Genomic DNA, 25466 nt, shown 5'->3' with positions numbered 1-25466 from the left:
CCAGCAATGACTTATTCGCTGGAGAGCAGGTCCATGGTGTGTTTATCCATCATTTCCAGTGCACGACCACCGCCACGGGCAACGCAGGTCAGCGGGTCTTCGGCAACGATCACCGGCAGGCCAGTCTCTTGGGCCAGCAGCTTGTCGAGGTCGCGCAGCAAGGCGCCACCACCGGTCAGCACCAGGCCACGCTCGGCGATGTCGGAAGCCAGTTCCGGCGGCGATTGCTCCAGGGCGCTTTTCACCGCCTGAACGATGGTGGCCAAAGACTCTTGCAGAGCTTCCAGCACTTCATTGGAGTTCAGGGTGAAGGCACGTGGAACGCCTTCGGCCAGGTTGCGACCGCGCACGTCAACTTCGCGCACTTCGCCGCCTGGGTAGGCGGTGCCGATTTCCTGCTTGATGCGCTCAGCGGTGGATTCACCGATCAGGCTGCCGTAGTTACGACGTACATAGGTGATGATCGCTTCGTCGAAACGGTCGCCGCCGACGCGGACGGATTCGGCATACACCACACCGTTCAGGGAGATCAGGGCGATTTCAGTGGTACCACCACCGATATCCACCACCATCGAACCGCGTGCTTCTTCAACCGGCAGGCCGGCACCGATCGCAGCCGCCATTGGCTCTTCGATCAGGAACACTTCACGGGCACCGGCGCCAAGGGCCGATTCACGGATGGCACGGCGCTCAACCTGGGTGGATTTGCACGGAACGCAGATCAGCACACGGGGGCTGGGCTGCAGGAAACTGTTTTCGTGAACCTTGTTGATGAAGTACTGCAGCATCTTCTCGCAGACGCTGAAGTCGGCGATCACGCCGTCTTTCATCGGACGAATGGCGGCAATATTGCCCGGTGTACGGCCGAGCATGCGCTTGGCCTCGGTGCCGACGGCAACGACACTTTTCTGGTTACCGTGCGTCCGAATAGCCACAACCGATGGCTCATTCAGGACGATACCGCGCTCGCGCACGTAAATAAGGGTGTTGGCAGTGCCCAGGTCAATGGAAAGATCGCTGGAAAACATGCCACGCAGTTTCTTGAACATGGGAAAGGGACCCTAGGCAACGCGTGGGTAAAAAAGTGCGGCAAACTCTAACAACGACAGGGATTTTGGGCAAGGCGCCAATGTGCTAAATTGGCCGACTTTCTGTGCACCTAACCCCACAATCGCGGCCGTAAGACCGTAGAAATGCGGTAGTGTTCCGACAATCTAACACACGGACAGCCTCCGTTCTGTTTTCCACTGGAGATTCCCATGACGCTTGAACGCTCCGACGTGGAAAAAATCGCGCACCTGGCCTCGCTTGGCCTCAATGATGCCGATCTTCCACAGACCACCGCAGCCCTGAACAGCATTCTCGGGCTGGTCGACCAAATGCAGGCCGTGAATACCGACGGTATCGAGCCCCTGGCTCACCCGCTGGAAGCCAGCCAGCGCCTGCGCGCAGACGTCGTGACCGAGAGTAATAATCGCGAGGCCTACCAGTCCATCGCGCCAGCGGTCGAAAACGGCCTGTACCTGGTTCCGAAAGTCATCGACTAAAGGGAAAGAGCCTGCAATGCATCACATGACTCTGGCCGAGATCGCCCGCGGTCTCGCCGACAAAAAGTTTTCTTCCGAAGAGCTGACCAAGACCCTGCTGGCGCGCATCGCCGAGCACGATCCAAAGGTCAACAGCTTCATCAGCCTCACCGAAGAACTGGCCCTGAGCCAGGCCAAGGCCGCCGACGCACGTCGCGCCAACGGTGAAAGTGGCGCGCTGCTGGGCGCTCCAATCGCCCACAAAGACCTGTTCTGCACCCAGGGCATTCGCACCAGTTGCGGCTCGAAGATGCTCGACAACTTCAAGGCGCCTTACGACGCCACCGTGGTGTCCAAGCTGGCTGCCGCCGGGGCTGTGACCCTGGGCAAGACCAACATGGACGAATTCGCCATGGGTTCGGCCAACGAGTCGAGCTACTACGGCGCGGTGAAAAACCCGTGGAACCTGGAGCACGTGCCCGGCGGTTCGTCCGGCGGGTCGGCGGCCGCGGTTGCCGCGCGCTTCCTGCCGGCGGCTACGGCCACCGACACGGGCGGCTCGATCCGCCAGCCTGCGGCCTTCACCAACCTCACCGGCTTGAAGCCGACCTACGGTCGCGTTTCCCGTTGGGGCATGATCGCCTACGCCTCCAGCCTCGATCAGGGCGGCCCTCTGGCGCGCACCGCCGAAGACTGCGCAATTTTGTTACAAGGCATGGCAGGCTTCGATAAACAGGACTCCACCAGCATCGATGAACCAGTGCCGGACTACAGTGCCAGCCTGAACACCTCGCTCAAGGGCCTGCGCATCGGCGTGCCGAAGGAATACTTCAGCGCCGGTCTCGACCCGCGCATTGCTGAACTGGTGCATAACAGCGTCAAGACCCTGGAAAGCCTGGGTGCCGTGATCAAGGAAATCAGCCTGCCGAACAACCAGCACGCGATTCCTGCCTACTACGTGATCGCGCCGGCAGAAGCTTCCTCCAACCTGTCGCGTTTCGACGGCGTGCGTTTCGGCTATCGCTGCGAAAACCCGAAAGACCTCACCGACCTTTATAAGCGCTCCCGTGGCGAAGGTTTCGGTGCCGAAGTGCAACGCCGGATCATGGTCGGTGCCTACGCCCTGTCGGCCGGCTACTACGACGCGTACTACCTCAAGGCGCAGAAAATCCGTCGCCTGGTGAAGAACGACTTCATGGCCGCCTTTGAACAGGTCGACGTGATCCTCGGCCCAACCACGCCGAACCCGGCCTGGAAGCTCGGCGCCAAGAACGGCGACCCGGTGGCTGCGTACCTCGAAGACCTGTACACCATCACCGCCAACCTCGCGGGCCTGCCGGGCTTGTCCATGCCTGCCGGTTTCGTCGATGGCCTGCCGGTCGGCGTGCAATTGCTCGCCCCGTATTTCCAGGAAGGCCGCCTGCTCAATGTGGCGCACCAGTACCAGTTGAACACCGACTGGCACACTCGCACCCCTACCGGCTTCTGAGGAGAACACTATGCAATGGGAAGTTGTGATCGGGCTGGAGATTCATACCCAGCTCGCCACCCAATCGAAGATTTTCTCCGGTAGCGCCACCACGTTCGGCTCCGAACCGAACACCCAGGCCAGCCTGGTTGACCTGGGCATGCCCGGCGTACTGCCGGTGCTGAACCAGGAAGCGGTGCGCATGGCGGTGATGTTCGGCCTGGCGATTGACGCCGAGATCGGCCAGCACAACGTGTTCGCGCGCAAGAACTACTTCTACCCGGACCTGCCCAAGGGCTACCAGATCAGCCAGATGGAACTGCCGATCGTCGGCAAGGGCCACCTGGACATCCCCCTGGAAGACGGCACCATCAAGCGCGTCGGTGTCACCCGTGCGCACCTGGAAGAAGATGCCGGCAAGAGCCTGCACGAAGAGTTTATCGGCTCTACCGGCATCGACCTGAACCGTGCTGGCACGCCGCTGCTGGAGATCGTCTCCGAACCGGACATGCGCAGCGCCAAGGAAGCCGTGGCCTACGTCAAGACCATCCACGCGCTGGTGCGTTACCTGGGCATTTGCGACGGCAACATGGCCGAAGGTTCGCTGCGTTGCGACTGCAACGTGTCGATCCGTCCAAAGGGTCAAGCCGAGTACGGCACTCGCTGCGAGATCAAGAACGTCAACTCGTTCCGCTTCATCGAGAAGGCGATCAACAGCGAAGTGCGTCGCCAGATCGAGCTGATCGAAGACGGCGGCAAGGTCATCCAGCAAACGCGCCTGTACGACCCGAACAAAGACGAAACCCGCGCCATGCGCAGCAAAGAGGAAGCCAACGACTACCGTTACTTCCCGGATCCGGACCTATTGCCGGTGGTCATCGAGGACTCGTTCCTCAATGACGTGCGCGCCACCCTGCCGGAACTGCCACAGCAGAAACGCGAGCGCTTCCAGGCGCAGTTCGGCCTGTCGGTCTACGATGCCAGTGTCTTGGCCTCCAGCCGTGAACAAGCCAACTACTTCGAAAAAGTCGTAAGCATTGCCGGCGACGCCAAGCTGGCGGCCAACTGGGTGATGGTTGAACTGGGCAGCCTGTTGAACAAACAAGGCCTGGAAATCGACGAAGCCCCGGTCACCGCCGAGCAGTTGGGCGGCATGCTGCTGCGAATCAAGGACAACACCATCTCCGGCAAGATCGCCAAGACAGTGTTTGAAGCCATGGCCGCAGGCGAAGGCAGCGCGGACGAGATCATCGAGAAGCGTGGCCTCAAGCAAGTCACCGACAGCGGCGCGATCTCGGCCGTATTGGATGAAATGCTCGCGGCCAACGCCGATCAGGTCGAGCAATACCGTGCGGCAGACGAAGCCAAGCGCGGCAAGATGTTCGGCTTCTTTGTGGGCCAGGCGATGAAAGCCTCCAAGGGCAAGGCCAACCCGCAGCAGGTGAACGAATTGCTGAAAAGCAAGCTCGAAGGCTGATAGCGATGAATGGTCCGGGCGGGATTTCACCTCCAACCCGGATCCCTTGTGGGAGCGGGCTTGCTCGCGAATGCGGTGGATCAGTAAAGCAGTATGTAGCTGACACACCGTATTCGCGAGCGAGCCCGCTCCCACATTTAAAGCGGGGACTCCTTGAATGAAGCGTCTACTCGGCCTCCTGGCCCTGTTCTCCCTGTTGGCCGGCTGCGCCAGCGGCGTCATCAACCCCAACGGCTACGACGAAACCGGCACTGCCTCCTATTATGGCGCCCGGCACCATGGCAAAAAGACCGCCAGCGGTGAACCCTTCAACCAGAACGCCCTGACCGCCGCCCACCGGCAATTGCCGTTCGGCACCCAGGTCAAGGTCACCAATCTCGACAACGACAAATCCGTGGTTGTCCGCATCAATGATCGCGGCCCGCATACCCGTGGGCGCCTGATCGATCTTTCACGCAAGGCGGCCGAGCAGCTGGGTATGATCAGCAGCGGTACGGCGCGAGTGCGCGTACAAGCGCTAAGCAACTAAACGGAGCCCAGGCCATTTTCGGATTAACCGCCCTCTCGCCCTGGAGTCTGCTGGAATTGGTCAGCGGCCTGGTGCTACTGATCATCGGCGCCGAAATCCTGGTGCGCGCCGCCGTGCGCCTGGCGGCGAGCCTCAAGGTGCGACCGCTGATCATCGGCCTGACAATCGTCGCCTTCGGCAGCAGCGCGCCGCAGATGACCGTCAGCCTGCAAGCCACCCTGGCCGGCAACACCGATATCGCGGTGGGCAGTGTGATCGGCAGCAGCATCTTCAACATCCTTGTAACCCTGGGCCTGTCGGCGCTGATCATTCCGCTGCGGGTTTCGCGCCAACTGGTGCGCCTGGATATTCCGGTGATGATCCTGGCCGCGCTGCTGGTGTTCACCCTAGCTGCCAATGAAGCACTCACACCGGTCGACGGCCTGCTGCTGCTGGTTGCCCTGGTCGCCTACCTCGGCGTGCTGCACTACCAGACCCGCCATTCCCGCCGCCCCCGCACGCTGGACACCGTAGCCCGCGCGCCCTGGCTGAGCAGCGTGCTGCTGATGCTCGGCGGGTTGCTGATCCTGGTGCTGGCCGGCCATTTGCTGTTGGGCGCGGCGGTGGATGTGGCGAGCGACCTGGGCCTGTCGGAACGTGTGATCGGCCTGACTCTGATCGGCGTGGGCACCTCGCTGCCATGCCTGGCGACCTCGTTGATTGCCGCCCTGCGCGGCGAGCGGGAAATCGCCGTGGGCAACGTGATCGGCAGCAACCTGTTCAACCTGCTGGGCGTATTGGGCCTGACGGCCCTGCTCGCGCCCTCGCCGCTGTCGGTATCGCCCAATGCCCTGGATTTCGACCTGCCGGTGATGCTCGGTGTAGTCGTGCTGTGCCTGCCGGTGTTCTACACCGGCTACCGCGTGACCCGCGCCGAAGGCCTGGTGCTGCTGGGCCTGTACCTGGCGTACGGGCTGCATGTAATGGCGTTCACCACGGGCATGCCCCTGGCCACCAAGCTTGAACACCTGATGCTGTACTACGTCCTGCCAGTGCTGGTGGCTTTTCTGTTGTTCAGCACGCTGCGAGCCTGGCGCCGCCAACACAAGAGGGAATCGCAATGACCGATCAGAAAAAGCCCGGGGTTGAGATGCGTCGCCAAGTCATGGGCGATGTATTCGTCGACCGCGCCCTGGGCAATGCCACCGAGTTCACCCAGCCGCTGCAGGATTTCGTCAATGAACATGCCTGGGGCAGTGTGTGGAACCGCGAAGGATTGCCGCTGAAAACCCGTAGCCTGATCACCCTCGCCGCCCTGACCGCGCTCAAGTGCCCGCAGGAGCTGAAGGGCCATGTGCGCGGCGCACTGAACAACGGTTGCACCGTGGAAGAGATCCGCGAGGCGTTGCTGCATTGCGCGGTGTATGCCGGTGTGCCGGCGGCGATTGATGCGTTCCGCGCGGCGCAGGAAGTGATCGACACCTACCAGGCACCTGTGTAGGAGCGAGCTTGCTCGCGAAAATCGTCAACGAATACGCGGGCAATCTGAGTAACCGACGCGCTCTTGGGGTTTTCGCGAGCAAGCTCGCTCCTACACCCAGCCGCCGGCCTGCAACACGAAGATCCCGATATTCGTGGTCACCGCCGCCATCAAGGTGGTGATCACGATAATCGCCGCCGCCAGTTCATGATTACCCTCGGCCGCCCTGGCCATCACAAAACTGGCGGCTGCGGTCGGCGCACCGAAGTACAGGAACAGAATCCCCAGCTCCGGCCCGCGAAAGCCCAGCAACCACGCGCCCAAGGTCGCCGCTACCGGCAGCCAGACCATTTTCATCAAACTCGCGCTCAGCGCCCTATTGCCGCTCTTACGCAACGCTGCGAGCGACAAGGTGCCGCCAATGCAGATCAAGGCCAACGGCAACGTAGTATCAGCCAGATACTGCATGGATTTTTCCAACCAGCCAGGCAGGCCAATCTGAAAATAAGCGAACGGCGCCGCCACGATCACGCTGATGATCAGCGGGTTGGCCACCACACTTTTGCAGATGCTCCACGGATCGGACTTGATCACCGGGCTGTACACCGCCAACACGATGGTCGACAGGGTGTTGTAGAACAGGATCACCAGCGCCGCGAGAATCGCGCCGAGGGAGATGCCATAGTCGCCATACATACTGGCGGCCAGTGCCAGGCCTATCACCCCGTTGTTGCCGCGAAACGCGCCCTGGGTGTAGATACCCCGGTCTTCACGCGGGCAACGAAAGATCGCCCAGCCCCAGGCCAGCGCAAAGCTGAGCAAGGTGGCGACTGCAAAGTAGATCAGCAGGCCCGGCTTGAGCGCCGAGTGCAGGTCGGCATGCAAGATGCCGAGGAACAGCAGCGCCGGCATGGTGACGTTGAAAACCAGGGACGAGGCCGTGTGGATGAAGTTGTCGTTGATCCAGTTGATGCGCTTGAGCAGCACACCGAGAAACAGCATGGCAAACACCGGCGCGGTGATGGTGAGGGTGGTGAGGAAAATTGCCAGCATGCCGGGGAGAACCTTGGTGAGCGTCGTTAGGTGGCTAATGATAAGCCATGCAGCCCTGCGGCGTCTGGTAGGACGCCTTCGCGAGCAAGCCCGCTCCCACATTCCGACCGATTTTCAACAGGAGAATGCGGTCAAGTGTGGGAGCGGGCTTGCTCGCGAAGCAGGCGACTCAGTCTCAGGTAATGGGGGCAGGGTTGAATAACGTGATGTCGTTGTGCAGCTTGTGATGCTCCGCCCACGTCTGCTTCCTGCCACTGGCTACATCCAGGTAGAAGTGAAACAACTCCCAACCCAGTTCCTCTATGCTCGCCCGTCCCGTGGCAATACGCCCCGCGTCGATATCGATCAGGTCCGGCCAACGCTGCGCCAGCTCCGTGCGCGTCGACACCTTCACCACCGGCGCCATCGCCAGCCCATACGGCGTACCACGCCCGGTGGTGAACACATGCAGGTTCATCCCCGCCGCCAGTTGCAATGTGCCGCATACAAAGTCACTGGCCGGCGTGGCGCAGAAGATCAGGCCCTTGCCCTTGAAACGCTCGCCTGGCCCGAGCACCCCATTGATCGCACTGCTGCCGGATTTGACGATAGAGCCCAGGGACTTCTCGACAATGTTCGACAACCCGCCCTTCTTGTTGCCCGGCGTGGTGTTGGCGCTGCGATCCGCCTCGCCCTTGGCCAAATAACGGTCATACCAGTCCATCTCGCGCACCAGTTCCTGGGCAACCGCCTCGCTTTCAGCGCGAGACGTCAGCAGGTAGATAGCATCGCGGACTTCGGTCACTTCGGAAAACATCACCGTCGCGCCGGCCCGCAACAGCAAATCCGAGGCATAGCCCAGCGCCGGGTTGGCGGTGATACCGGAAAACGCATCACTGCCGCCGCACTGCATGCCCAGAATCAGCTCCGACGCCGGCACGGTTTCCCGGCGGCGCTGGTCGAGTTTCTTCAGGCGCGTCTCGGCCAGTTCCATGATCTGCTCGATCATCTCGGTAAAGCCGTGGCTGGAATCCTGCAGCCGATACAGCCAGGGCTCACTCAGGTCAACCGAGCTGTCGTTGTCGTGCATCACCTGTCCGGCCTGCAGTTTCTCGCAGCCCAGGCTGATCACCAGGGCTTCGCCACCCAGGTTCGGATTGCGCGCCAGGTTGCGTACCGTGCGGATCGGGATGTAGGCATCGGTCGCAGTGATCGCCACACCACAGCCGTAGCTGTGGGTCAGCGCCACCACGTCATCGACATGCGGGTACTTGGGCAGCAATTCGTCCTTGATGCGCTTGACCGCATGGTCCAGCACGCCAGTCACGCACTGCACCGTGGTGGTGATGCCAAGGATATTGCGCGTACCCACCGTGCCATCCGCGTTGCGGTAACCCTCGAAGGTAAACCCTTCCAAGGGTGCCTGGGCCTCAGGCACCTCGGTGGAGAGCGGCAAGCTGTCCAACGGCGGCGCGGTGGGCATGCGCAGTTGATCTTCCTGCACCCAACTACCACGCGGAATCGGCGCCAGGGCATAGCCGATGGTCTGGCCGTAGCGAATAATCTGGCCGCCTTCGGGGATGTCTTCCAGGGTCACCTTGTGGCTCTGGGGGATGAAATCCACGGTCACCAGGCCGTCCGGGAATTCGGTCCCGGCCGGTACGCCCTGGTCATTGACCACGATCACCACGTTGTCGCGTTCGTGCAAACGAATCGAGCGCGGCGAGTCGGCATGTTCAATCAACTGCATCACACGGCCCCTCAGGAATGCGCTTCGGTTAGGTTGGTCAACTCAGGCCCTTTGGTAGGCGGCTCTTTGAGGACGACACGTTTGATCGGCCCAACGATGACCAGGTAGCTGAACACCGCCACCAGCGCATTGGCGCCGACAAACACCAGGGCCCATTTGAACGAGCCGGTGGTGCTGATGATGTAGCCGATCACAATAGGTGTAGTGATCGACGCGAGGTTACCGAAGGTGTTGAACAAGCCACCACTGAGGCCGGCGATTTGTTTCGGCGAGGTGTCGGAGACTACCGCCCAGCCCAGTGCGCCAACGCCTTTACCGAAGAAGGCCAAGGCCATGAAGCCCACCACCATCCACTCGATATCCACGTAGTTGCAGGCCACGATGCTGCTGGAGATCAGCAGGCCACCAATGATCGGCGCTTTACGGGCGAAGGTCAGGGAATGACCCTTGCGCAGCAGGTAATCCGAAACCACCCCGCCGAGCACGCCGCCGATAAACCCGCAGATCGCCGGCAACGAGGCGATGAAACCGGCCTTGAGGATGGTCATGCCACGGTCCTGCACCAGGTACACCGGGAACCATGTGAGGAAAAAGTAGGTGATACCGTTGATGCAATACTGGCCTAGGTACACGCCGAGCATCATGCGGTTGGTCAGCAACTGGCGGATGTAATCCCACTTCGGCCCGTCGGTTTTCTTACCCTTGCCTTTGTCCTGATCCATATCGACCATCGCGCCATTGGCGGCGATGTGATTGAACTCAGCTTCGTTGATCAGCGGGTGCTGGCGCGGGCTGTGGATAACTTTCAGCCAGATCAGCGAAAACACGATGCCGATCACACCCATCACGATAAACACGTGCTGCCAGCCAAAGCGGTAGACAATCCAGCCCATCAGTGGCGCAAACAGCACCGTGGCGAAGTACTGCGCCGAGTTGAAGATCGCTGAAGCCGTACCGCGCTCAGCCGTAGGAAACCATGCCGCCACAATACGGGCATTTCCGGGAAACGAAGGCGCTTCGGCCAGGCCCACCATAAAGCGCAGCATAAACAGCGCAACCACGGCGGTGGAGACACCAAACTCACCGACATAGCCTTGCAGCACGGTGAACAGTGACCAGGTGAAGATGCTCAGCGCATAGACTTTCTTGGAACCGAACCGGTCCAGCAACCAGCCACCGGGAATTTGCCCGGCCACGTAGGCCCAACCGAATGCAGAGAAGATGTAACCGAGGGTGACCGCGTCGATGCCGAGGTCTTTTTGCAGGCTGGAGCCCGCGATGGCGATAGTGGCCCGGTCGGCGTAGTTGATCGTGGTCACCAGGAACAGCATGAGCAGGATCAAATAGCGGACGTGGGTCGGCTTGGTCGCTTGCATGTAGAAGTACTCCCACTAATTATTTTTTTTGCGGGTAATGGTGGTGTGTTGCTGCCCACTGTAGGAGCGAGCTTGCTCGCGAAAACCTCAAAAGCACCGCGCACATCCTGAATGTCCGCGTATTCGTTGACGTTTTTCGCGAGCAAGCTCGCTCCTACAGGGAATCAGCCCCCGTCATAGGGGGCTGCGAGTTACGAACCGATGTAGCTGGTCTTCACCACGGTGTAGAACTCTTGCGCATAGCGACCTTGCTCACGCGACCCATAGGATGAACCCTTACGGCCACCGAACGGAACGTGGTAGTCCACACCGGCGGTCGGCAGGTTGACCATCACCATCCCGGCCTGGGAGTGGCGCTTGAAGTGGTTGGCATATTTGAGCGAGGTGGTGGCAATGCCCGCCGACAAACCGAACTCGGTGTCGTTGGCCATGGCCAGCGCCGCTTCGTAATCCGCCACGCGCACAACGTTGGCCACCGGCCCGAAGATCTCTTCACGGCTGATGCGCATGGCCGCTTCGCTGTCGGCAAACAACGTTGGGGCCAGGTAGTAGCCTTCGGTGTCACAGGTGACCAGGCCGCCACCGCTGACCAACCGCGCACCTTCGCTTTGGCCGATGTCGATGTACTTGAGGTCCTGGTCCAATTGCGCCTGGGAAACCACTGGGCCGATGTCGGTGCCGCTTTTCAGCGCGTGGCCGACCTTGATCGACTTCATGCGCTCAGCCATCGCCGCGACGAATTGGTCGTGAATCCCGGCGGTGACGATCAGGCGGCTGGAGGCGGTGCAACGTTGGCCGGTGGAGTAGAACGCGCTCTGCACCGACAGCTCGACGGCCTGCTTGAGGTCGGCGTCGTCGAGAATGATCTGCGGGTTCTTGCCGCCCATTTCCAGCTGCACTTTGGCCTGGCGCGAAACGCAACTGACGGCGATCTGACGACCCACGCCGACGGAGCCGGTGAAGCTGATGCCATCGACTTTCGGGCTGTTGACCAATACATCGCCGACCACGCGGCCGCTGCCCATCACCAGGTTGAACACGCCAGCCGGGAAGCCCGCACGGGAAATGATTTCGGCCAGTGCCCAAGCGCAGCCCGGTACCAATTCAGCCGGCTTGATCACCACGCAGTTGCCGTAGGCCAGGGCCGGGGCGATTTTCCAGGCGGGGATGGCGATCGGGAAGTTCCACGGCGTGATCAGGCCGACCACCCCCAGGGCTTCACGGGTGACTTCGACGTTCACGCCCGGACGAACCGACGGCACGTAGTCGCCGGACAGGCGCAGGCACTCACCGGCAAAGAACTTGAAGATGTTACCGGCGCGGGTCACTTCGCCGATGGCTTCGGGCAGGGTCTTGCCCTCTTCACGGGCCAGCAGGGTGCCGAGTTCTTCGCGGCGCGCGAGGATTTCGCTGCCGACTTTATCCAGGGCGTCATGGCGCGCCTGGATCCCGGACGTAGACCAGGCCGGGAATGCCGCGCGGGCTGCGTCGATAGCGGCGTTGACTTGGGCAACATCCGCCTTGGCGTATTCGCCAATGACATCGGACAACTCCGAGGGGTTGAGGTTGACGCAATAGTCGGCACCGGCCACCCATTGGCCATTGATGTAGTTATCAAAACGTTGAGCTTGGGACACGAATCTTCTCCTGACGCAAAAGGCCGCTGATCTCTCAGCGGCCTTGTTGATAAGTTATTGCGCGCCTTGCTTGTCGATCAGCGCGGCCAGGGCTTCATATTCTTCCGGCAACAGGTCGGTCAGCGGCGTGCGCACCGGGCCTGCGTCGTAGCCGGCGATTTTTGCACCGGCCTTGACGATGCTCACGGCATACCCGGCCTTGCGGTTGCGGATGTCCAGGTACGGCAGGAAGAAGTCGTCGATGATCTTGGAAACGGTGGCGTGATCGTCCTTGGCAATCGCGTGGTAGAAGTCCATCGCGGTTTTCGGGATGAAGTTGAACACCGCCGAGGAGTACACCGGTACGCCCAGGGCCTTGTAGGCAGCGGCGTAAACCTCTGCCGTCGGCAGGCCACCGAGGTAACTGAAACGATCACCGAGGCGGCGACGGATCGCCACCATCAACTCGATATCGCCCAGGCCATCCTTGTAGCCGATCAGGTTCGGGCAGCGCTCGGCCAGGCGTTCCAGCAGCGGCGCGGTCAAGCGGCAGACGTTACGGTTGTAGACCACCACACCGATCTTGACCGACTTGCACACAGCCTCAACGTGGGCGGCAACGCCGTCCTGGCTGGCTTCGGTGAGGTAGTGCGGCAGCAGCAGCAGGCCTTTGGCGCCGAGGCGCTCGGCTTCCTGGGCGTATTCGATGGCCTGGCGAGTCGAGCCGCCGACACCGGCCAGGATCGGCACGCTGGTGGCGCAGGTATCAACCGCGGTTTTCACCACTTGGGAATATTCACTGGCAGCGAGGGAGAAAAACTCACCGGTGCCGCCGGCAGCGAACAAGGCGGTAGCGCCGTAAGGAGCCAGCCATTCCAGACGCTTGATGTAACCCGCCTGGTGAAAGTCACCCTGGGCGTTGAAATCGGTCACCGGGAAAGACAGCAGACCGTGGGAGAGGATGGACTTCAGTTCTTGTGGATTCATTATTCGAACACCCTGGGCGAAGACTTTCTATCGAAAGGTTGTTGTTGGTTTTGGTGATGTCGTACGTCATCGTACAACTATAAAAAGATTCGTCAACTGCAATTCATCAGACTTCATTGTGGGCGCTTTGAATGCGCGCCTTCTTGACGCAGGAATTTTTTCCTCTATGCTCGATTTAACTGTATATACATACAGTTATTACGGAAGATTCCTACGACATAGCAAGGAGCTAACATGTCAGGTCTTGAACTCGCAGCACCCGAAAAGAACCCACCGACTCTGCGCTTCGAAGGCGGAGAACACACGGCCATCGGCGATGAAACCCTGTTGCGCTTCGTCAAGGACGCCCCGGCGATTCCCGCCCATCAAGTCGAGTTGCACCTGCCCAACGGGCTGGCGTTGACCTATGGCCAAGTGATCGCCCTGGGCGGCGACTTCTATGGCATTCCCGGTCAACCGATCAGCGATGGCGCCTCCCCCGCCGAACGCGTCCAACGCTTTACCGCGGCCTTCAATACTCTCGCCGTACTGCCCGCCTCGCGGGAAGAAGCGCACAAGATCCTCGCGGTGATGCAAAAGGAGATCACTGCGGTCAAGCAGGCGATCAAGGATGGAAAACAAGCCCATGAAGCCTATGACGCCTTGGGTGATACGTTGTCCGAGGAATGGAACCGCATCACTGGCGGCGGCAGCGCGGTTTCGGCGCTGATTCCATTGGGACGTTACCTGAAACTGGCGGCGGACAATGCCGACCACTTCGGCGAATGGGCGCTGTCGGCCTATCTGGCGGGGCACACGGCGGCACTGCAACAAGCCGTCGTGGCGCACCAGACCGGCACCGACCAGGCGCTGGAACTGGCGTACGCCATGAACAGTTTTGCTGATCACTTTTTGACCGATCTGTTCTCGGCCGGCCATCTGCGTGTACCGCGTAAACAACTGGCAGCTGTGGTGACGCCAGGTGAGTTGGGCTCGCTGATCAGCCGCTTCATGCATGACGAAGACAGCAAGTTCGGGCTCAAGGTGCGCAATGCCATGGGCGATCAATGGCACGCGTATGGGGACAAACGCTACTTCGACGCGATTGATGCGGACAATCGGGTGCAGGTCAAACGTGCGGTGCAGGCTTCGGCGGCTGAAATTTTCGACACCTTCATCAGCGGTGTCGCGCCCTCCCCGGCCAACTTCAAGGCGCCGCTGTATGTGCCGGACCTGAATGCGGCGCAGAACCCGGCGAATAATTTTTCGCCGCTGTTCAAGGCGGAGGGAGACAAGGTATTGCGTCGCAAGGACGTGAATGACCTGAACGACAAGCACTGGACGAATGATTGGTGGGGGTGGAGCACTTACCTGCTGCTCAAGGACTACAAGCCAAACCAACCCGCCAACTAGTAGGAGCCGGCTTGCCGGCGATGCAGGCACCTCGGTCCATCAGCCATACCGAGGCGACACTATCGCGGGCAAGCCCGGGTCCCACATTAGGTCGGTGCAGCCTTCAACCGCGCTGCGCTTCTGCCTCCTCATGGGCGTGGCGCAGCCGCTCGCGGCTATTGGTCAAATGCAACCTCATGGCCGCCCGCGCCGCATCCGAGTCCTGACGTGCAATCGCTTCATAAATCTCTTCATGCTCACGACTCAAGCGCCCCATGTAGTGCTGCTGGTCATCATGGGCCAGGCGCGCCGAATTCAGGCGGGTGCGTGGAATGATGCTGGTGCCCAGGTGGGTCATGATGTCGGTGAAGTAGCGGTTGCCGGTGGACAGGGCAATTTCCAGGTGGAATGCAAAGTCGGAGGCCACCGCGTCACCGGCGTGAGCCGCGCTTTCATTCAGGGCATCGAGCGCCGCACGCATGGCGGCCAGTTGCTCGTCGCTGCGGCGCAATGCGGCCAGGCCTGCCGACTCCACTTCCAGGCTGATGCGCAGCTCCAGGATCGCCAGCACGTCACGCAAAGTAACCACAGTGGCCGGGTCGATACGGAAACCGCTCGGGCTCGGCGTATCCAGCACAAAGGTGCCGATACCATGCCGGGTTTCAACCTGCCCCGCCGCCTGCAAGCGTGAAATGGCTTCACGCACCACCGTGCGGCTCACCCCATGGGCGTCCATGATCGCCGACTCGGTGGGCAACTTGTCGCCTCGCTTGAGCTGGCCGTCGCGGATTTGCTCGGACAACACCGTGACCAATTCCTGGGCAAGGCTGCGGCGCTTGCGGGGAAGACGAGGGGCGGTGTTGGCGTTTTCCATGATGGATCATCTTTCTCGGTGAGCTTGAGCACGCATCATAGCCCATGGTGGTTGTACGATCACCGTCCAGGCGCGACTTTCATCCCTATCCTTCGCGCAAAAAAATACCCCGACACAAGTCGAGGCATTTTTTCAGCGCATCCCGAGAGAGACGCGCGTTATTTCACCACCTTCAGGCTCGGCCGGCCGCTGGGGCGCGGTGGCTCGGAATCCGGTGGCGGCTGATCATCGCCGTCTTCGTTTTCGATCGATTCGTCACCCTCGAAAGGCGACTCCAGATCGAACACCATGCCTTGGCCGTTCTCCCGGGCATAGATGCCGAGGATGGCGCCAATCGGCACGAACAGCGTATGCGGCACGCCGCCAAAACGCCCTTCGAAGCTCACGGCTTCGTTGTCCATGTGCAGGTGGCGCACGGCACTCGGCGATACGTTCAACACAATCTGCCCATCACTGGCGAAACCCTCCGGTACCTGAACCGCAGGAAATTCGGAATTGACCAGCATGTGCGGGGTGCAATCGTTGTCCACAATCCACTCATAGAGCGCGCGGACCAAGTAGGGTCGACTGGAGTTCATCAGCGGCTCCTTAAGCCTTAGCGCATATCGCGTTCGACACCAGACAGACTTGCCTGGAAAGCCTCACGCGCAAACTGGCGCTCCATGTAATCAAGCAGCGGCTTGGCAGGCCGCGGCAGTTCAATACCGAGAATCGGCAAGCGCCAGAGTATCGGTAATAGGCAGCAATCCACCAAACTTTGTTCCTCACTGAGGAAAAAAGGCTTATCGGCGAACAATGGCGAAACGCCGGTCAGGCTCTCGCGCAATTCCTTACGCGCCTGCACCCGAACAGCTTCCTTTGTACGCGAATCCAGAATCACATCCACCAGCCCGCACCAGTCACGCTGGATCCGATGGATCAGCAGGCGGCTGTTGGCACGCGCCACCGGGTACACCGGCAGCAAAGGCGGATGCGGGTAACGCTCATCCAGGTATTCCATCACCACGGTCGACTCCCACAGCGCCAGGTCACGATCGACCAGGGTGGGCAAGCTGCCGTAAGGGTTCACTTCGATCAGTTTTGGCGGCTGACGGCCCGCCTCCACACTGATGATCTCGGCGCTGACACCCTTCTCTGCGAGCACGATGCGTACTCGGTGGGAATAGTGGTCGGCGGGGTCGGAGTAACAGGCCAACCGATTGGTCACGCCCATGGCGGTCCTCCTCGCTTGTTGAAATTATCGAAAGCTCAAAAACGAGCGCGCCCAGAGAGCATCCCTGTAACAACCGGTTAAACCAGGTCGCTACGTATTCAGAGATGCCGCTGGGCGCGCAAGATTAACAGCAATTGCTTACGGTTGGATCAATGCACATCCTTCCAGTATTCGCGTTTGAGCAGGTAGGCGAATACGAAGAAGAACGCCAGGTACAGCAGCACATAGGTACCAATGCGCTGATGCTCCAGTTTGACCGGGTTGGCCGAGTAGGCCAGGAAGGTCACGAGGTTCTTGACCTTCTCGTCGAACTGCTCGTCTGTCAACGAACCTGGGGTTTCTATCTTCAGTTGATCGCACGCTTCATGAGTCAAAGGCGTGCCAGTCAACGGATCGTATTGCTTCTTGCCGTCTTCAACGACCTGGATCTGCTTGCATCCTACCACTTGCTTGCCTTGCAGGCCGACCAGAACGTTAGGCATGCCGACGTTCGGGAACACACGGTTGTTCACGCCATACGGACGCGCCGGGTCTTCGTAGAAGGATTTCAGGTAGCCGTAGAGCCAGTCGGTGCCGCGTACACGAGCCACCAGGGTCAAGTCAGGCGGTGCTGCGCCGAACCAAGTCTTGGCGTCTGCAGGCTTCATGCCGATGGTCATGTGGTCGCCGATCTTGGCGCCGGTGAACACCAGCTTCTCCAGCATCATTTCATGGGGGATGCCGAGGTCATCGGCAACCCGTTCGTAACGCTGGAACTTGGCGCTGTGACAGCCCATGCAGTAGTTGGCGAAGGTGCGCGCGCCATCCTGCATGGCAGCCTTGTCGGACACGTCGATATCGACTTTTTCCAGTTCCGGCCCGCCATGCTCGGCAGCGAAGGACAGTAGCGGCAAGGCCGCAAGCATCAATGCAACGAATAACTTTTTCATCAGCCAGTCACCCTTTCCGGAACCGGTTTGGTCTTCTCGAGCCGGGTGTAGAACGGCATCAGAATGAAGTAGGCGAAGTACAGGAAGGTGCAGACCTGCGACAGCAACGTACGCTCAGGGGTCGGCGCCAATACGCCCAGCACACCCAGGATCACGAAGGAGATGCAGAACACCCACAGCCAGATTTTGCTCAGCCAGCCCTTGTAGCGCATGGACTTGACCGGGCTTCGGTCAAGCCAAGGCAGCACGAACAGCACCGCGATGGCCGCGCCCATGGCGATCACACCCATGAGCTTGTCGGGGATCGCCCGCAAGATCGCGTAGAACGGCGTGAAGTACCAGACTGGGGCAATGTGCTCAGGTGTCTTGAAGGCGTTGGCCTGTTCGAAGTTAGGCTTCTCCAGGAAATACCCGCCCATCTCCGGGAAAAAGAACACGATCGAGCAGAACACGAACAAGAACACCACCACGCCGACAATGTCTTTCACGGTGTAGTAAGGGTGGAACGGAATGCCATCCAGCGGGATGCCGTTTTCGTCCTTGTGCTTCTTGATGTCCACGCCATCCGGGTTGTTGGAACCCACTTCGTGCAGCGCCAGGATGTGCAGTACCACCAGGCCCAGGATCACGATCGGCAAGGCCACCACGTGCAGGGCGAAGAAGCGGTTCAGGGTGATGCCCGAGATCAGGTAGTCACCGCGGATCCACTGGGTCAGGTCGTTGCCGATCACCGGAATGGCACCGAACAGCGAGATGATCACCTGGGCCCCCCAGTACGACATCTGGCCCCATGGCAGCAGATACCCCATGAAAGCTTCGGCCATCAGCGCCAGGTAGATCAGCATGCCGAACACCCACACCAGCTCGCGGGGCTTCTGGTACGAGCCGTAGAGCAGGCCACGGAACATGTGCAGGTAGACGACGATAAAGAACGCTGACGCGCCGGTAGAGTGCAGCAGGCGCAGGATCGAGCCGTACTCGACGTCACGCATGATGTACTCGACGGAGGCGAATGCCTCTTCCGCCGACGGGGTGTAGCTCATCGTCAACCACACGCCGGTGACGATCTGGTTGACCAGCACCAGCAATGCCAGGGAGCCGAAGAAGTAGAAGAAGTTGAAGTTTTTCGGCGCGTAATATTTGCTGAGATGGTCTTCCCACATTTTAGTGGCGGGGAAGCGCGCATCCACCCAATCCATGAACTTGCTCATCACGCGTTCTCCTTATCGAGGCCAATGACAATGAGGTCGTCAGTTTCGTAGGTGTGCGGAGGAACCGGCAGGTTCAAAGGAGCAGGCTGGGACTTGTAGACGCGGCCAGCAAGGTCGTAGTGCGAGCCGTGGCACGGGCAGAAATAACCGCCGACCCAATCCTTGCCCAGATCGACAGGGGCCACTTCCGGGCGGAAGGTAGGCGAGCAACCCAAGTGGGTACAGAGACCGACCAGCAGCAGGATCTCTGGCTTGATCGAACGCACTTCGTTCTTGGCGTAGGCGGGTTGGTCGGACTTCTCGGATTTGGGGTCAGACAACTGGCCTTCGATCTTTTTGAGATTCCCCAGGATTTCCTCAGTACGACGAACAATGAAGACCGGCTGGCCGCGCCATTCAGCAATCATCTGCTGCCCTGGCTCGATCTTGCTGATATTCACCTTCACCGGTGCACCTGCGGCTTTCGCCTTGGCACTGGGAAACCATGACCCCACGAACGGGACCGCAGCCCCCACCGCTCCTGCAGCACCCACCACGGATGTGGCTGCTACCAAGAAGCGACGCCGGCCTGCATTCACGCCGTCATTGCTCATTCAGTCCTCTCCCATCAGCTTTTTGGCCTGTTAAATCAGGCGTCTACTAAGTGTTGAATCTTTACTTATAAAAATTTTGCCGAATGGTAATGAAAAGCCCCACGTCTGACAAGGGAATTGCCGGGAGCTCAGCCTCCAGGCCTTGTAGTATAGGGGGTCTACGGATGTGGCAAGTTGTCACGGCGATTTTTATGCATAAATCGCAGGCAATAAAAAACGCCCAGCTCCGTGAGGAGGCTGGGCGTTTTTGTGGAACGTAAAGCGAATTAACGCTTCGAGTACTGCGGACGCTTACGCGCTTTACGCAGACCGACTTTCTTACGTTCAACTTCACGAGCATCGCGAGTCACGAAGCCAGCTTTGCGCAGAGCGCCACGCAGGGTTTCGTCGTACTGCATCAGAGCGCGAGTGATACCGTGGCGGATTGCGCCAGCTTGACCACTTACACCGCCACCGATAACGGTGACGTAGATGTCGAACTTTTCAACGGTCTCGGTCAGTTCCAGCGGCTGACGAACTACCATGCGGGCAGTTTCGCGGCCGAAGAAGTTGTCCAGGGAGCGGTTGTTGATCGAGATGTTACCAGTACCCGGACGCAGGAAAACGCGAGCGGTTGCGGTTTTGCGACGGCCAGTGCCGTAATTTTGAGTCGCCGACATAATGAACTATTCCGTTAAAACTTCAGTTCTTGGGGCTGCTGAGCAGCATGAGGGTGTACAGCGCCCGCATAGACTTTCAGCTTGCGAAACATATCGCGACCCAGTGGGCCCTTAGGCAGCATGCCTTTGACCGCGATTTCGATCGGGGCTTCAGGCTTCTTGGCAATCAGGCCTTCGAAGTTGGAAGACTTGATACCGCCTGGGAAACCGGAGTGACGGTAGTACATTTTGTCGCTTGCTTTGTTGCCGGTTACACGAACCTGCTCAGCGTTGATGATGACAATGTAGTCACCAGTATCAACGTGAGGGGTGTACTCAGGCTTGTGCTTGCCACGCAGACGGCTGGCGACTTCAGTGGCCAGACGACCCAGGGTCTGACCAGCGGCGTCGACGACAAACCAGTCGCGCTGAACTGTTTCCGGTTTTGCAGTAAAAGTTGTCATTCTTTAATAGCCTCAGGGGCCGCCCTGTAAATTAGACGGCGGATCTTACTGAATAGTGCGTACTTTGACAAGTCAAAGGCAGCCGGATACAGACGCTATCGGGGGCTCGGGTCGGCGCGTCCGTTCAACGGCAAGATTCTTCGGCAGGCGGCGCATCACTTCCACTGCAGAAAGAGGTGGGCAATTATGCAGATTGCGAAAAAAAATTCAACCTGCTTTTATGATTGTTTTCCCTGAAGGAGTACCCGATGGATTATCGACAGCTGGGCCGTACGGATCTGAACGTGAGCGCGATAGCCTTGGGCACCATGACCTGGGGCGAGCAGAACAGCGAGGCAGAGGCCTTCGCGCAGATCGAGCGGGCCAAGGGCGCGGGGATCAACTTCCTCGACACGGCCGAAATGTACCCGGTGCCGCCCAAGGCCGACACCTATGCCACCACCGAACGCTACATCGGCAATTACTTCAAAAGCCGTGGCGACCGCGCCGACTGGATCCTGGCCAGCAAGATCGCCGGCCCCGGCAACACCATCGACTACATCCGCGATGGCCACCTGCGCCACAACCGCAAGCACATCGTCGACGCCCTGGATGCCAGCCTCAAACGCCTGCAGACCGACTGGATCGACCTCTACCAACTGCACTGGCCGGAACGCAGCACCAACTTCTTCGGCCAACTGAGCTACAAGCACAAGGACGAAGACGACCTCACCCCGCTGGAAGAAACCCTCGAAGCGCTGGACGAGCAAGTGAAGGCCGGCAAGATCCGCCACATCGGCCTGTCCAACGAAACGCCGTGGGGCACCATGAAATTCCTGGCCCTGGCTGAAGCCCGTGGCTGGACCCGCGCAGTGTCGATCCAGAACCCCTACAACCTGCTCAACCGCAGCTTTGAAGTGGGCCTGGCGGAAGTTGCGATCCGTGAACAGTGCGGTTTGCTGGCGTATTCGCCACTGGCGTTTGGCATGCTCAGCGGCAAGTATGAAAACGGTGCGCGCCCGGCCAAGGCACGGCTGACCGAATACAGCCGCTTCAGCCGCTACTTCAACCCGCAGTCTGAAGCGGCGTGCAGCCGTTATGTGGCGTTGGCACGGGAGCACGGCCTGGACCCGGCGCAGATGGCATTGGCGTTTGTGACGCAGCAGCCGTTTGTGACCAGCAATATCATTGGTGCCACGTCGCTGGAGCAACTGGATAGCAACATTGCCAGTGCGGATCTGAAACTGTCGAAAGAGGTATTGGAAGGGATTGAGGCGATTCAGAAGGACCACCCGAACCCTGCTCCTTGATTGATCTGTAGACCGCTTTCGCAGGCAAGCCACTCCCACATTTTGATTTGTGAACACCGTCAAATGTGGGAGCTGGCTTGCCTGCGATGGCGCCCTCAAAAGCACCACATGATCACAGCGCCCGCGCAATAATCTCCTTCATGATCTCATTGGTCCCCGCATAAATCCGCTGCACCCGCGCATCCGCCCACGCCCGTGCAATCGGGTATTCCCACATAAAGCCGTAACCGCCGTGCAACTGCACGCACTCATCGAGCACCTTGCATTGCAGGTCCGTGGCCCAGTACTTGGCCATCGCCGCCGTGGGCACATCCAGCTTGCCTTCCAGATGCAACGAAATGCACTTGTCGACGAATACACGACCGATCTGAATCTCGGTGGCCATCTCCGCCAGCTTGAAGCGCGTGTTCTGGAAGTCCGCAATCGCCTTGCCGAACGCCTTGCGTTCTCGGGTGTATTCCAGGGTCCATCCCAGCGCCGCCTCGGCGGATGACAGAGCGCCGATCGCAACCGTCAGCCGCTCCTGAGGCAACTCCTGCATCAGATACGCGAAGCCCGCGCCCGCTTGGCCCAACAGGTTTTCCTTGGGCACCCGCACATCCTGGAAGAACAGCTCTGATGTGTCCTGGGCTTTCATGCCGACCTTCTCCAAGCGCTTGCCCTTGTCGAAGCCCGGCGTGTCGGCTTCCACGAGGAACAGGCTGGTGCCCTTGGCGCCGGCCTTGGGATCGGTCTTGGCGACGACGATCACCAGCTCCGCCAGGTAACCGTTGGTGATAAAGGTCTTGGAGCCGTTGATCACATACTCATCACCCTCCAGCACTGCGGTGGTCTTCACGCCTTGCAGATCGGAACCAGCGCCCGGCTCGGTCATGGCAATGGCCGTGACCATCTCACCGGAGATCAGCTTGGGCAGGTATTTGTGTTTCAACGCCTCACTGCCGTAATGCAGGATATATGGCGCAACAATATCCGAATGCAGTGAAAAACCGATGCCGGTCAGCCCCAGCCGGCTGATCTCCTCGATCACCACCGCGCTGTACAAAAAGTCCGCACCCAGCCCGCCATATTCTTCTGGCAGGTGGGAGCACAGCATCCCCGCCTCCCCTGCCTTGGTCCACAAACCCCGGTCGATGTAGCCCTGTTTCTCCCATTGCCCATGGAACGGCGCGGCGTCTTTTTCGAGGAAGGTGCGCACGCTCTCGCGGAAGAGTTCGTGTTCCGGGCTGAACAAGGTTCTGGGAATCATGGGTCACCTGCGTGGATTGTCGGACAAGGACGAACCCACAGAGACTATGCCGCGAAGGCAGCACGGGACACTGGACACATGCGACAAAAAATAAGACGATCCAGCCGTCTGGTGACCACTTTCCCCTATAAGAATAAATGAAATTATGTCTAACCAAATCTCCACGCCGTTGCGGCGCGTCAGCATTTTGGCCATTGATCGGGTATTCGCTTCAACCCTCATGCAAGCCAAGGATTTTTTCCACCTCGCCAGCCTGCGTTACGGCAAGCAACAAGGCCTGGGCCTGACCCCCGCGTTTGAAACGCGCCTGGTCAGCCCCGACGGGCAATCGGTACGCAGCTTCAGCGATGTGATCATGCCGGTGGACGGCGGCCTGGAAGACGCCGACATCATCGTGCTACCGGCCTTCTGGGATGACTTCGACGCCTTGTGCACGCGCTACCCACAAGTGCTGCCATGGTTGCGTGAGCAGCATGCACGCGGCGCCGTGTTGTGCGGCGAAGCCACCGGGGTGTTCTGGCTGGCCGAAGCCGGCCTGCTCGACGGCAAGGAAGCGACCACCTACTGGCGCTTCTTCAACGCCTTCAGCGAACGCTTCCCCAAGGTTCAGCTCAACCAGGACAAACACCTCACCGACGCCGACAACCTGTATTGCGCCGGCGGCACCACCTCAGCGTGCGACCTCTATATCTACCTGATCGAACGCTTCTGCGGCGCCAACATCGCCCAGGCCGTGGCCCGCGATATCCTCTACGAAGTGCAGCGCAGCTATTCACCGGGACGCATCGGGTTTGGCGGGCAGAAGCTGCACCAGGATGTGATCATCCTGCAGATCCAGCATTGGCTCGAAGAACACTTCGCCGACAAATTCCGCTTCGAAGACGTGGCACGGGAACACGGCATGAGCATCCGCAACTTCATGCGCCGCTTCCAGACCGCTACCGGTGACAAGCCGCTGCATTACCTGCAACGGCTGCGCATCGAGACGGCCAAGGGATTGCTCTCGGGCAGCCGCAAGAGCATCAAGACCATCAGTTATGAGGTGGGGTATGACGATGCGAGTTTCTTTGCGCGGTTGTTCCGGCAGCACACGGAGTTGTCGCCAAACCAGTATCGCCAGCAATTCCAGCAGGCCGCCTGAAACACCCCTGTAGGAGCGAGCTTGCTCGCGAAGAACTCAAGGGCAACGCGGGGAATCAGATTCCCCGTGTCATCATTAACGATCTTCGCGAGCAAGCTCGCTCCTACAGTGAGGCAGTGCTTAAGGCTTGTGACCGCGCGACAGGAATTCGTGGGACTGCATTTCCAGCAACCGGCTCAATGTGCGCTGGAACTCGAAGTTCAGGCGCCCGCCGGTGTACAGGTCCTTCAACTCGACTTCCGCCGAGATGATCAGCTTCACGTTACGGTCGTAGAACTCGTCGACCATGTTGATAAACCGCCGTGCGATGTCGTCAGTGGTGACGCTCATCTGCTCTACGCCGCTCAGGATCACGGCGTGGAAGATCTTGCCCAGTTCGATGTAGTCGTTCTGGCTACGCGGGCCGTCGCACAGCTGGCGGAATTCGAACCAGGCCACATCATCGCAAGTACGCAACGCGATGATTTCGCGGTTCTCGATCATCAGTTTGTCGTTTTCCACCGCCTGGGTGCATTCCGGCGTAAGGGCGCGGAAGCTCTTTTTCAGGCTTTCGTGGGCCGCTTCGTTCAGCGGGAAGTGGAACAGCTCCGCTTGCTCCAGATGGCGCAGACGGTAGTCGACGCCGCTGTCGACGTTGACGATTTCAGTGTTCTGCTTGATCAGCGCGATGGCCGGCAGGAAGCGCGCGCGCTGCAGGCCGTCCTTGTACAAACCGTCGGGCACGATGTTCGAGGTGGCGACCAGAGTCACGCCGTTCTTGAACAGCTCTTCCATCAGGGTGCCGAGGATCATGGCGTCGGTGATGTCGGAGACAAAGAACTCATCGAAGCAGATCACCCGCGCTTCTTCGGAGAAACGCTTGGCGATGATGGTCAGCGGGTTTTTCTCGCCCGGCAGGGTCTTCATCTCTTCGTGCACGCGCTTCATGAAGCGGTGGAAGTGCGTCCGTACCTTTTCCTTGAACGGCAGCGCTTCGAAGAAAGTGTCGACCAAATAAGTCTTGCCGCGCCCCACGCCGCCCCAGAAGTACAGGCCTTTGACCGGCGTGTGGTCTTTCTTGCCAAACAGCTTGCTGAACATCCCCGGCTTGCTCTGCGAAGCCGCGAGCAGGTCGTCGTACAGGCGCTGCAAATGACGCACCGCATTTTCCTGGGCCGCGTCATGGAAGAATTCAGGGCGTTTCAGATCAGCTTGATATCGTTCTAGGGGCGTCATAATTTCGTTAGCAAGGCAACAAAAACGGGCCGTCACTGTAACGACGGCCCCGGATAATG

The 25466-nt window shown here is 59.8% G+C and carries 25 protein-coding genes; 9 read left to right on the top strand and 16 right to left on the bottom strand.

Annotation, left to right across the window (positions count from 1 at the left end):
* Positions 1 to 11 precede the first annotated feature (11 nt).
* Positions 12 to 1049, bottom strand: coding sequence for a rod shape-determining protein MreB (gene mreB, locus HX793_RS05365; protein WP_002555108.1), 1038 nt, complete (start codon positions 1047 to 1049; stop codon positions 12 to 14).
* 210 nt (positions 1050 to 1259) lie between these two features.
* Between mreB and gatC the strand changes: the two genes are divergently transcribed.
* The 6 genes from gatC (at position 1260) to HX793_RS05335 (ending at position 6480) form a co-directional block, all read left to right on the top strand.
* A complete protein-coding gene (gene gatC, locus HX793_RS05360) occupies positions 1260 to 1547 on the top strand; it encodes an Asp-tRNA(Asn)/Glu-tRNA(Gln) amidotransferase subunit GatC (protein ID WP_010213142.1) in 288 nt (95 codons plus the stop codon).
* Positions 1548 to 1563: 16 nt separating this feature from the next.
* A complete protein-coding gene (gatA, locus tag HX793_RS05355; protein WP_016976219.1) occupies positions 1564 to 3015 on the top strand; it encodes an Asp-tRNA(Asn)/Glu-tRNA(Gln) amidotransferase subunit GatA in 1452 nt (483 codons plus the stop codon).
* A 10-nt stretch (positions 3016 to 3025) separates the two neighbouring features.
* Entirely contained in the window at positions 3026 to 4471 is a 1446-nt protein-coding gene (gatB, locus tag HX793_RS05350; protein ID WP_177050250.1) for an Asp-tRNA(Asn)/Glu-tRNA(Gln) amidotransferase subunit GatB, read from the top strand.
* 157 nt (positions 4472 to 4628) lie between these two features.
* A complete protein-coding gene (locus tag HX793_RS05345; protein ID WP_016976221.1) occupies positions 4629 to 5000 on the top strand; it encodes a septal ring lytic transglycosylase RlpA family protein in 372 nt (123 codons plus the stop codon).
* Positions 5001 to 5047: 47 nt separating this feature from the next.
* Positions 5048 to 6103: a calcium/sodium antiporter gene (locus tag HX793_RS05340; protein ID WP_025999733.1), complete on the top strand. Its 1056-nt coding sequence runs from the start codon at positions 5048 to 5050 to the stop codon at positions 6101 to 6103.
* Positions 6100 to 6480, top strand: coding sequence for a carboxymuconolactone decarboxylase family protein (locus HX793_RS05335; protein ID WP_016976223.1), 381 nt, complete (start codon positions 6100 to 6102; stop codon positions 6478 to 6480). The genes HX793_RS05340 and HX793_RS05335 overlap by 4 nt, the downstream gene beginning before the upstream one ends.
* A 90-nt stretch (positions 6481 to 6570) precedes the next feature.
* On the opposite strand, the gene HX793_RS05330 is transcribed toward HX793_RS05335, so the two are convergent.
* The 5 genes from HX793_RS05330 to kdgD all read right to left on the bottom strand — a co-directional run bounded on the left by HX793_RS05330 (position 6571) and on the right by kdgD (position 13220).
* Positions 6571 to 7512, bottom strand: a complete 942-nt coding sequence (locus HX793_RS05330) for an AEC family transporter (RefSeq protein WP_016976224.1) — start codon at positions 7510 to 7512, stop codon at positions 6571 to 6573.
* A 175-nt stretch (positions 7513 to 7687) separates the two neighbouring features.
* Entirely contained in the window at positions 7688 to 9241 is a 1554-nt protein-coding gene (gene garD, locus HX793_RS05325) for a galactarate dehydratase (protein ID WP_122723727.1), read from the bottom strand.
* 11 nt (positions 9242 to 9252) lie between these two features.
* Complete coding sequence (locus HX793_RS05320; RefSeq protein ID WP_177094961.1) at positions 9253 to 10617, bottom strand: MFS transporter; 1365 nt, start codon at positions 10615 to 10617, stop codon at positions 9253 to 9255.
* 191 nt (positions 10618 to 10808) lie between these two features.
* Positions 10809 to 12254 (bottom strand): aldehyde dehydrogenase family protein, encoded by a 1446-nt coding sequence (locus HX793_RS05315; RefSeq protein ID WP_049710003.1) that lies wholly within the window; start codon positions 12252 to 12254, stop codon positions 10809 to 10811.
* A gap of 54 nt (positions 12255 to 12308) precedes the next feature.
* Positions 12309 to 13220 (bottom strand): 5-dehydro-4-deoxyglucarate dehydratase, encoded by a 912-nt coding sequence (gene kdgD, locus HX793_RS05310; protein WP_177050258.1) that lies wholly within the window; start codon positions 13218 to 13220, stop codon positions 12309 to 12311.
* Between the two features lie 234 nt (positions 13221 to 13454).
* Between kdgD and HX793_RS05305 the strand changes: the two genes are divergently transcribed.
* Positions 13455 to 14612: a phospholipase gene (locus HX793_RS05305; protein WP_177050259.1), complete on the top strand. Its 1158-nt coding sequence runs from the start codon at positions 13455 to 13457 to the stop codon at positions 14610 to 14612.
* Positions 14613 to 14715: 103 nt separating this feature from the next.
* Here HX793_RS05305 and HX793_RS05300 read toward each other — a convergent pair whose 3' ends face one another.
* The 8 genes from HX793_RS05300 to rplM all read right to left on the bottom strand — a co-directional run bounded on the left by HX793_RS05300 (position 14716) and on the right by rplM (position 20513).
* On the bottom strand, positions 14716 to 15465 hold the full coding sequence (locus tag HX793_RS05300; protein ID WP_016976230.1) for a FadR/GntR family transcriptional regulator: 750 nt from the start codon (positions 15463 to 15465) through the stop codon (positions 14716 to 14718).
* A gap of 158 nt (positions 15466 to 15623) precedes the next feature.
* Complete coding sequence (locus HX793_RS05295; protein ID WP_016976231.1) at positions 15624 to 16043, bottom strand: ClpXP protease specificity-enhancing factor; 420 nt, start codon at positions 16041 to 16043, stop codon at positions 15624 to 15626.
* Positions 16044 to 16060: 17 nt separating this feature from the next.
* Positions 16061 to 16678 (bottom strand): glutathione S-transferase N-terminal domain-containing protein, encoded by a 618-nt coding sequence (locus HX793_RS05290; RefSeq protein WP_016971566.1) that lies wholly within the window; start codon positions 16676 to 16678, stop codon positions 16061 to 16063.
* 149 nt (positions 16679 to 16827) lie between these two features.
* On the bottom strand, positions 16828 to 17607 hold the full coding sequence (locus tag HX793_RS05285; protein WP_010213166.1) for a cytochrome c1: 780 nt from the start codon (positions 17605 to 17607) through the stop codon (positions 16828 to 16830).
* Positions 17607 to 18818: a cytochrome b gene (locus HX793_RS05280; RefSeq protein WP_003188526.1), complete on the bottom strand. Its 1212-nt coding sequence runs from the start codon at positions 18816 to 18818 to the stop codon at positions 17607 to 17609. Before HX793_RS05280 ends, HX793_RS05285 begins: the two co-directional genes overlap by 1 nt.
* A complete protein-coding gene (gene petA, locus HX793_RS05275) occupies positions 18818 to 19411 on the bottom strand; it encodes a ubiquinol-cytochrome c reductase iron-sulfur subunit (protein ID WP_016976232.1) in 594 nt (197 codons plus the stop codon). Before petA ends, HX793_RS05280 begins: the two co-directional genes overlap by 1 nt.
* A 266-nt stretch (positions 19412 to 19677) precedes the next feature.
* The gene (gene rpsI / locus HX793_RS05270; protein ID WP_002555064.1) at positions 19678 to 20070 is read right to left on the bottom strand and encodes a 30S ribosomal protein S9; all 393 of its coding nucleotides are present in this window, start codon (positions 20068 to 20070) and stop codon (positions 19678 to 19680) included.
* Positions 20071 to 20084: 14 nt separating this feature from the next.
* Positions 20085 to 20513: a 50S ribosomal protein L13 gene (gene rplM / locus HX793_RS05265; RefSeq protein WP_003188508.1), complete on the bottom strand. Its 429-nt coding sequence runs from the start codon at positions 20511 to 20513 to the stop codon at positions 20085 to 20087.
* Between the two features lie 248 nt (positions 20514 to 20761).
* Here rplM and HX793_RS05260 point away from each other — a divergent pair, with 248 nt between their 5' ends.
* Positions 20762 to 21802, top strand: coding sequence for an NADP(H)-dependent aldo-keto reductase (locus tag HX793_RS05260; RefSeq protein WP_122723722.1), 1041 nt, complete (start codon positions 20762 to 20764; stop codon positions 21800 to 21802).
* Between the two features lie 112 nt (positions 21803 to 21914).
* Here the strand turns inward: HX793_RS05260 and HX793_RS05255 are convergent, their stop codons facing one another.
* A complete protein-coding gene (locus HX793_RS05255) occupies positions 21915 to 23051 on the bottom strand; it encodes an acyl-CoA dehydrogenase family protein (protein ID WP_177094963.1) in 1137 nt (378 codons plus the stop codon).
* Positions 23052 to 23271: 220 nt separating this feature from the next.
* Here HX793_RS05255 and HX793_RS05250 point away from each other — a divergent pair, with 220 nt between their 5' ends.
* Positions 23272 to 24192, top strand: coding sequence for a GlxA family transcriptional regulator (locus tag HX793_RS05250; RefSeq protein ID WP_174555873.1), 921 nt, complete (start codon positions 23272 to 23274; stop codon positions 24190 to 24192).
* Positions 24193 to 24312: 120 nt separating this feature from the next.
* Here HX793_RS05250 and zapE read toward each other — a convergent pair whose 3' ends face one another.
* Entirely contained in the window at positions 24313 to 25407 is a 1095-nt protein-coding gene (gene zapE / locus HX793_RS05245) for a cell division protein ZapE (RefSeq protein ID WP_016976236.1), read from the bottom strand.
* Between the last annotated feature and the right edge of the window lie 59 nt (positions 25408 to 25466).

Origin of the sequence: Pseudomonas reactans, from assembly GCF_013387025.1 — a bacterium.
In the GTDB taxonomy this organism is placed as follows: domain Bacteria; phylum Pseudomonadota; class Gammaproteobacteria; order Pseudomonadales; family Pseudomonadaceae; genus Aquipseudomonas; species Aquipseudomonas reactans.
This window is presented reverse-complemented; position numbering and strand designations above follow the sequence as displayed.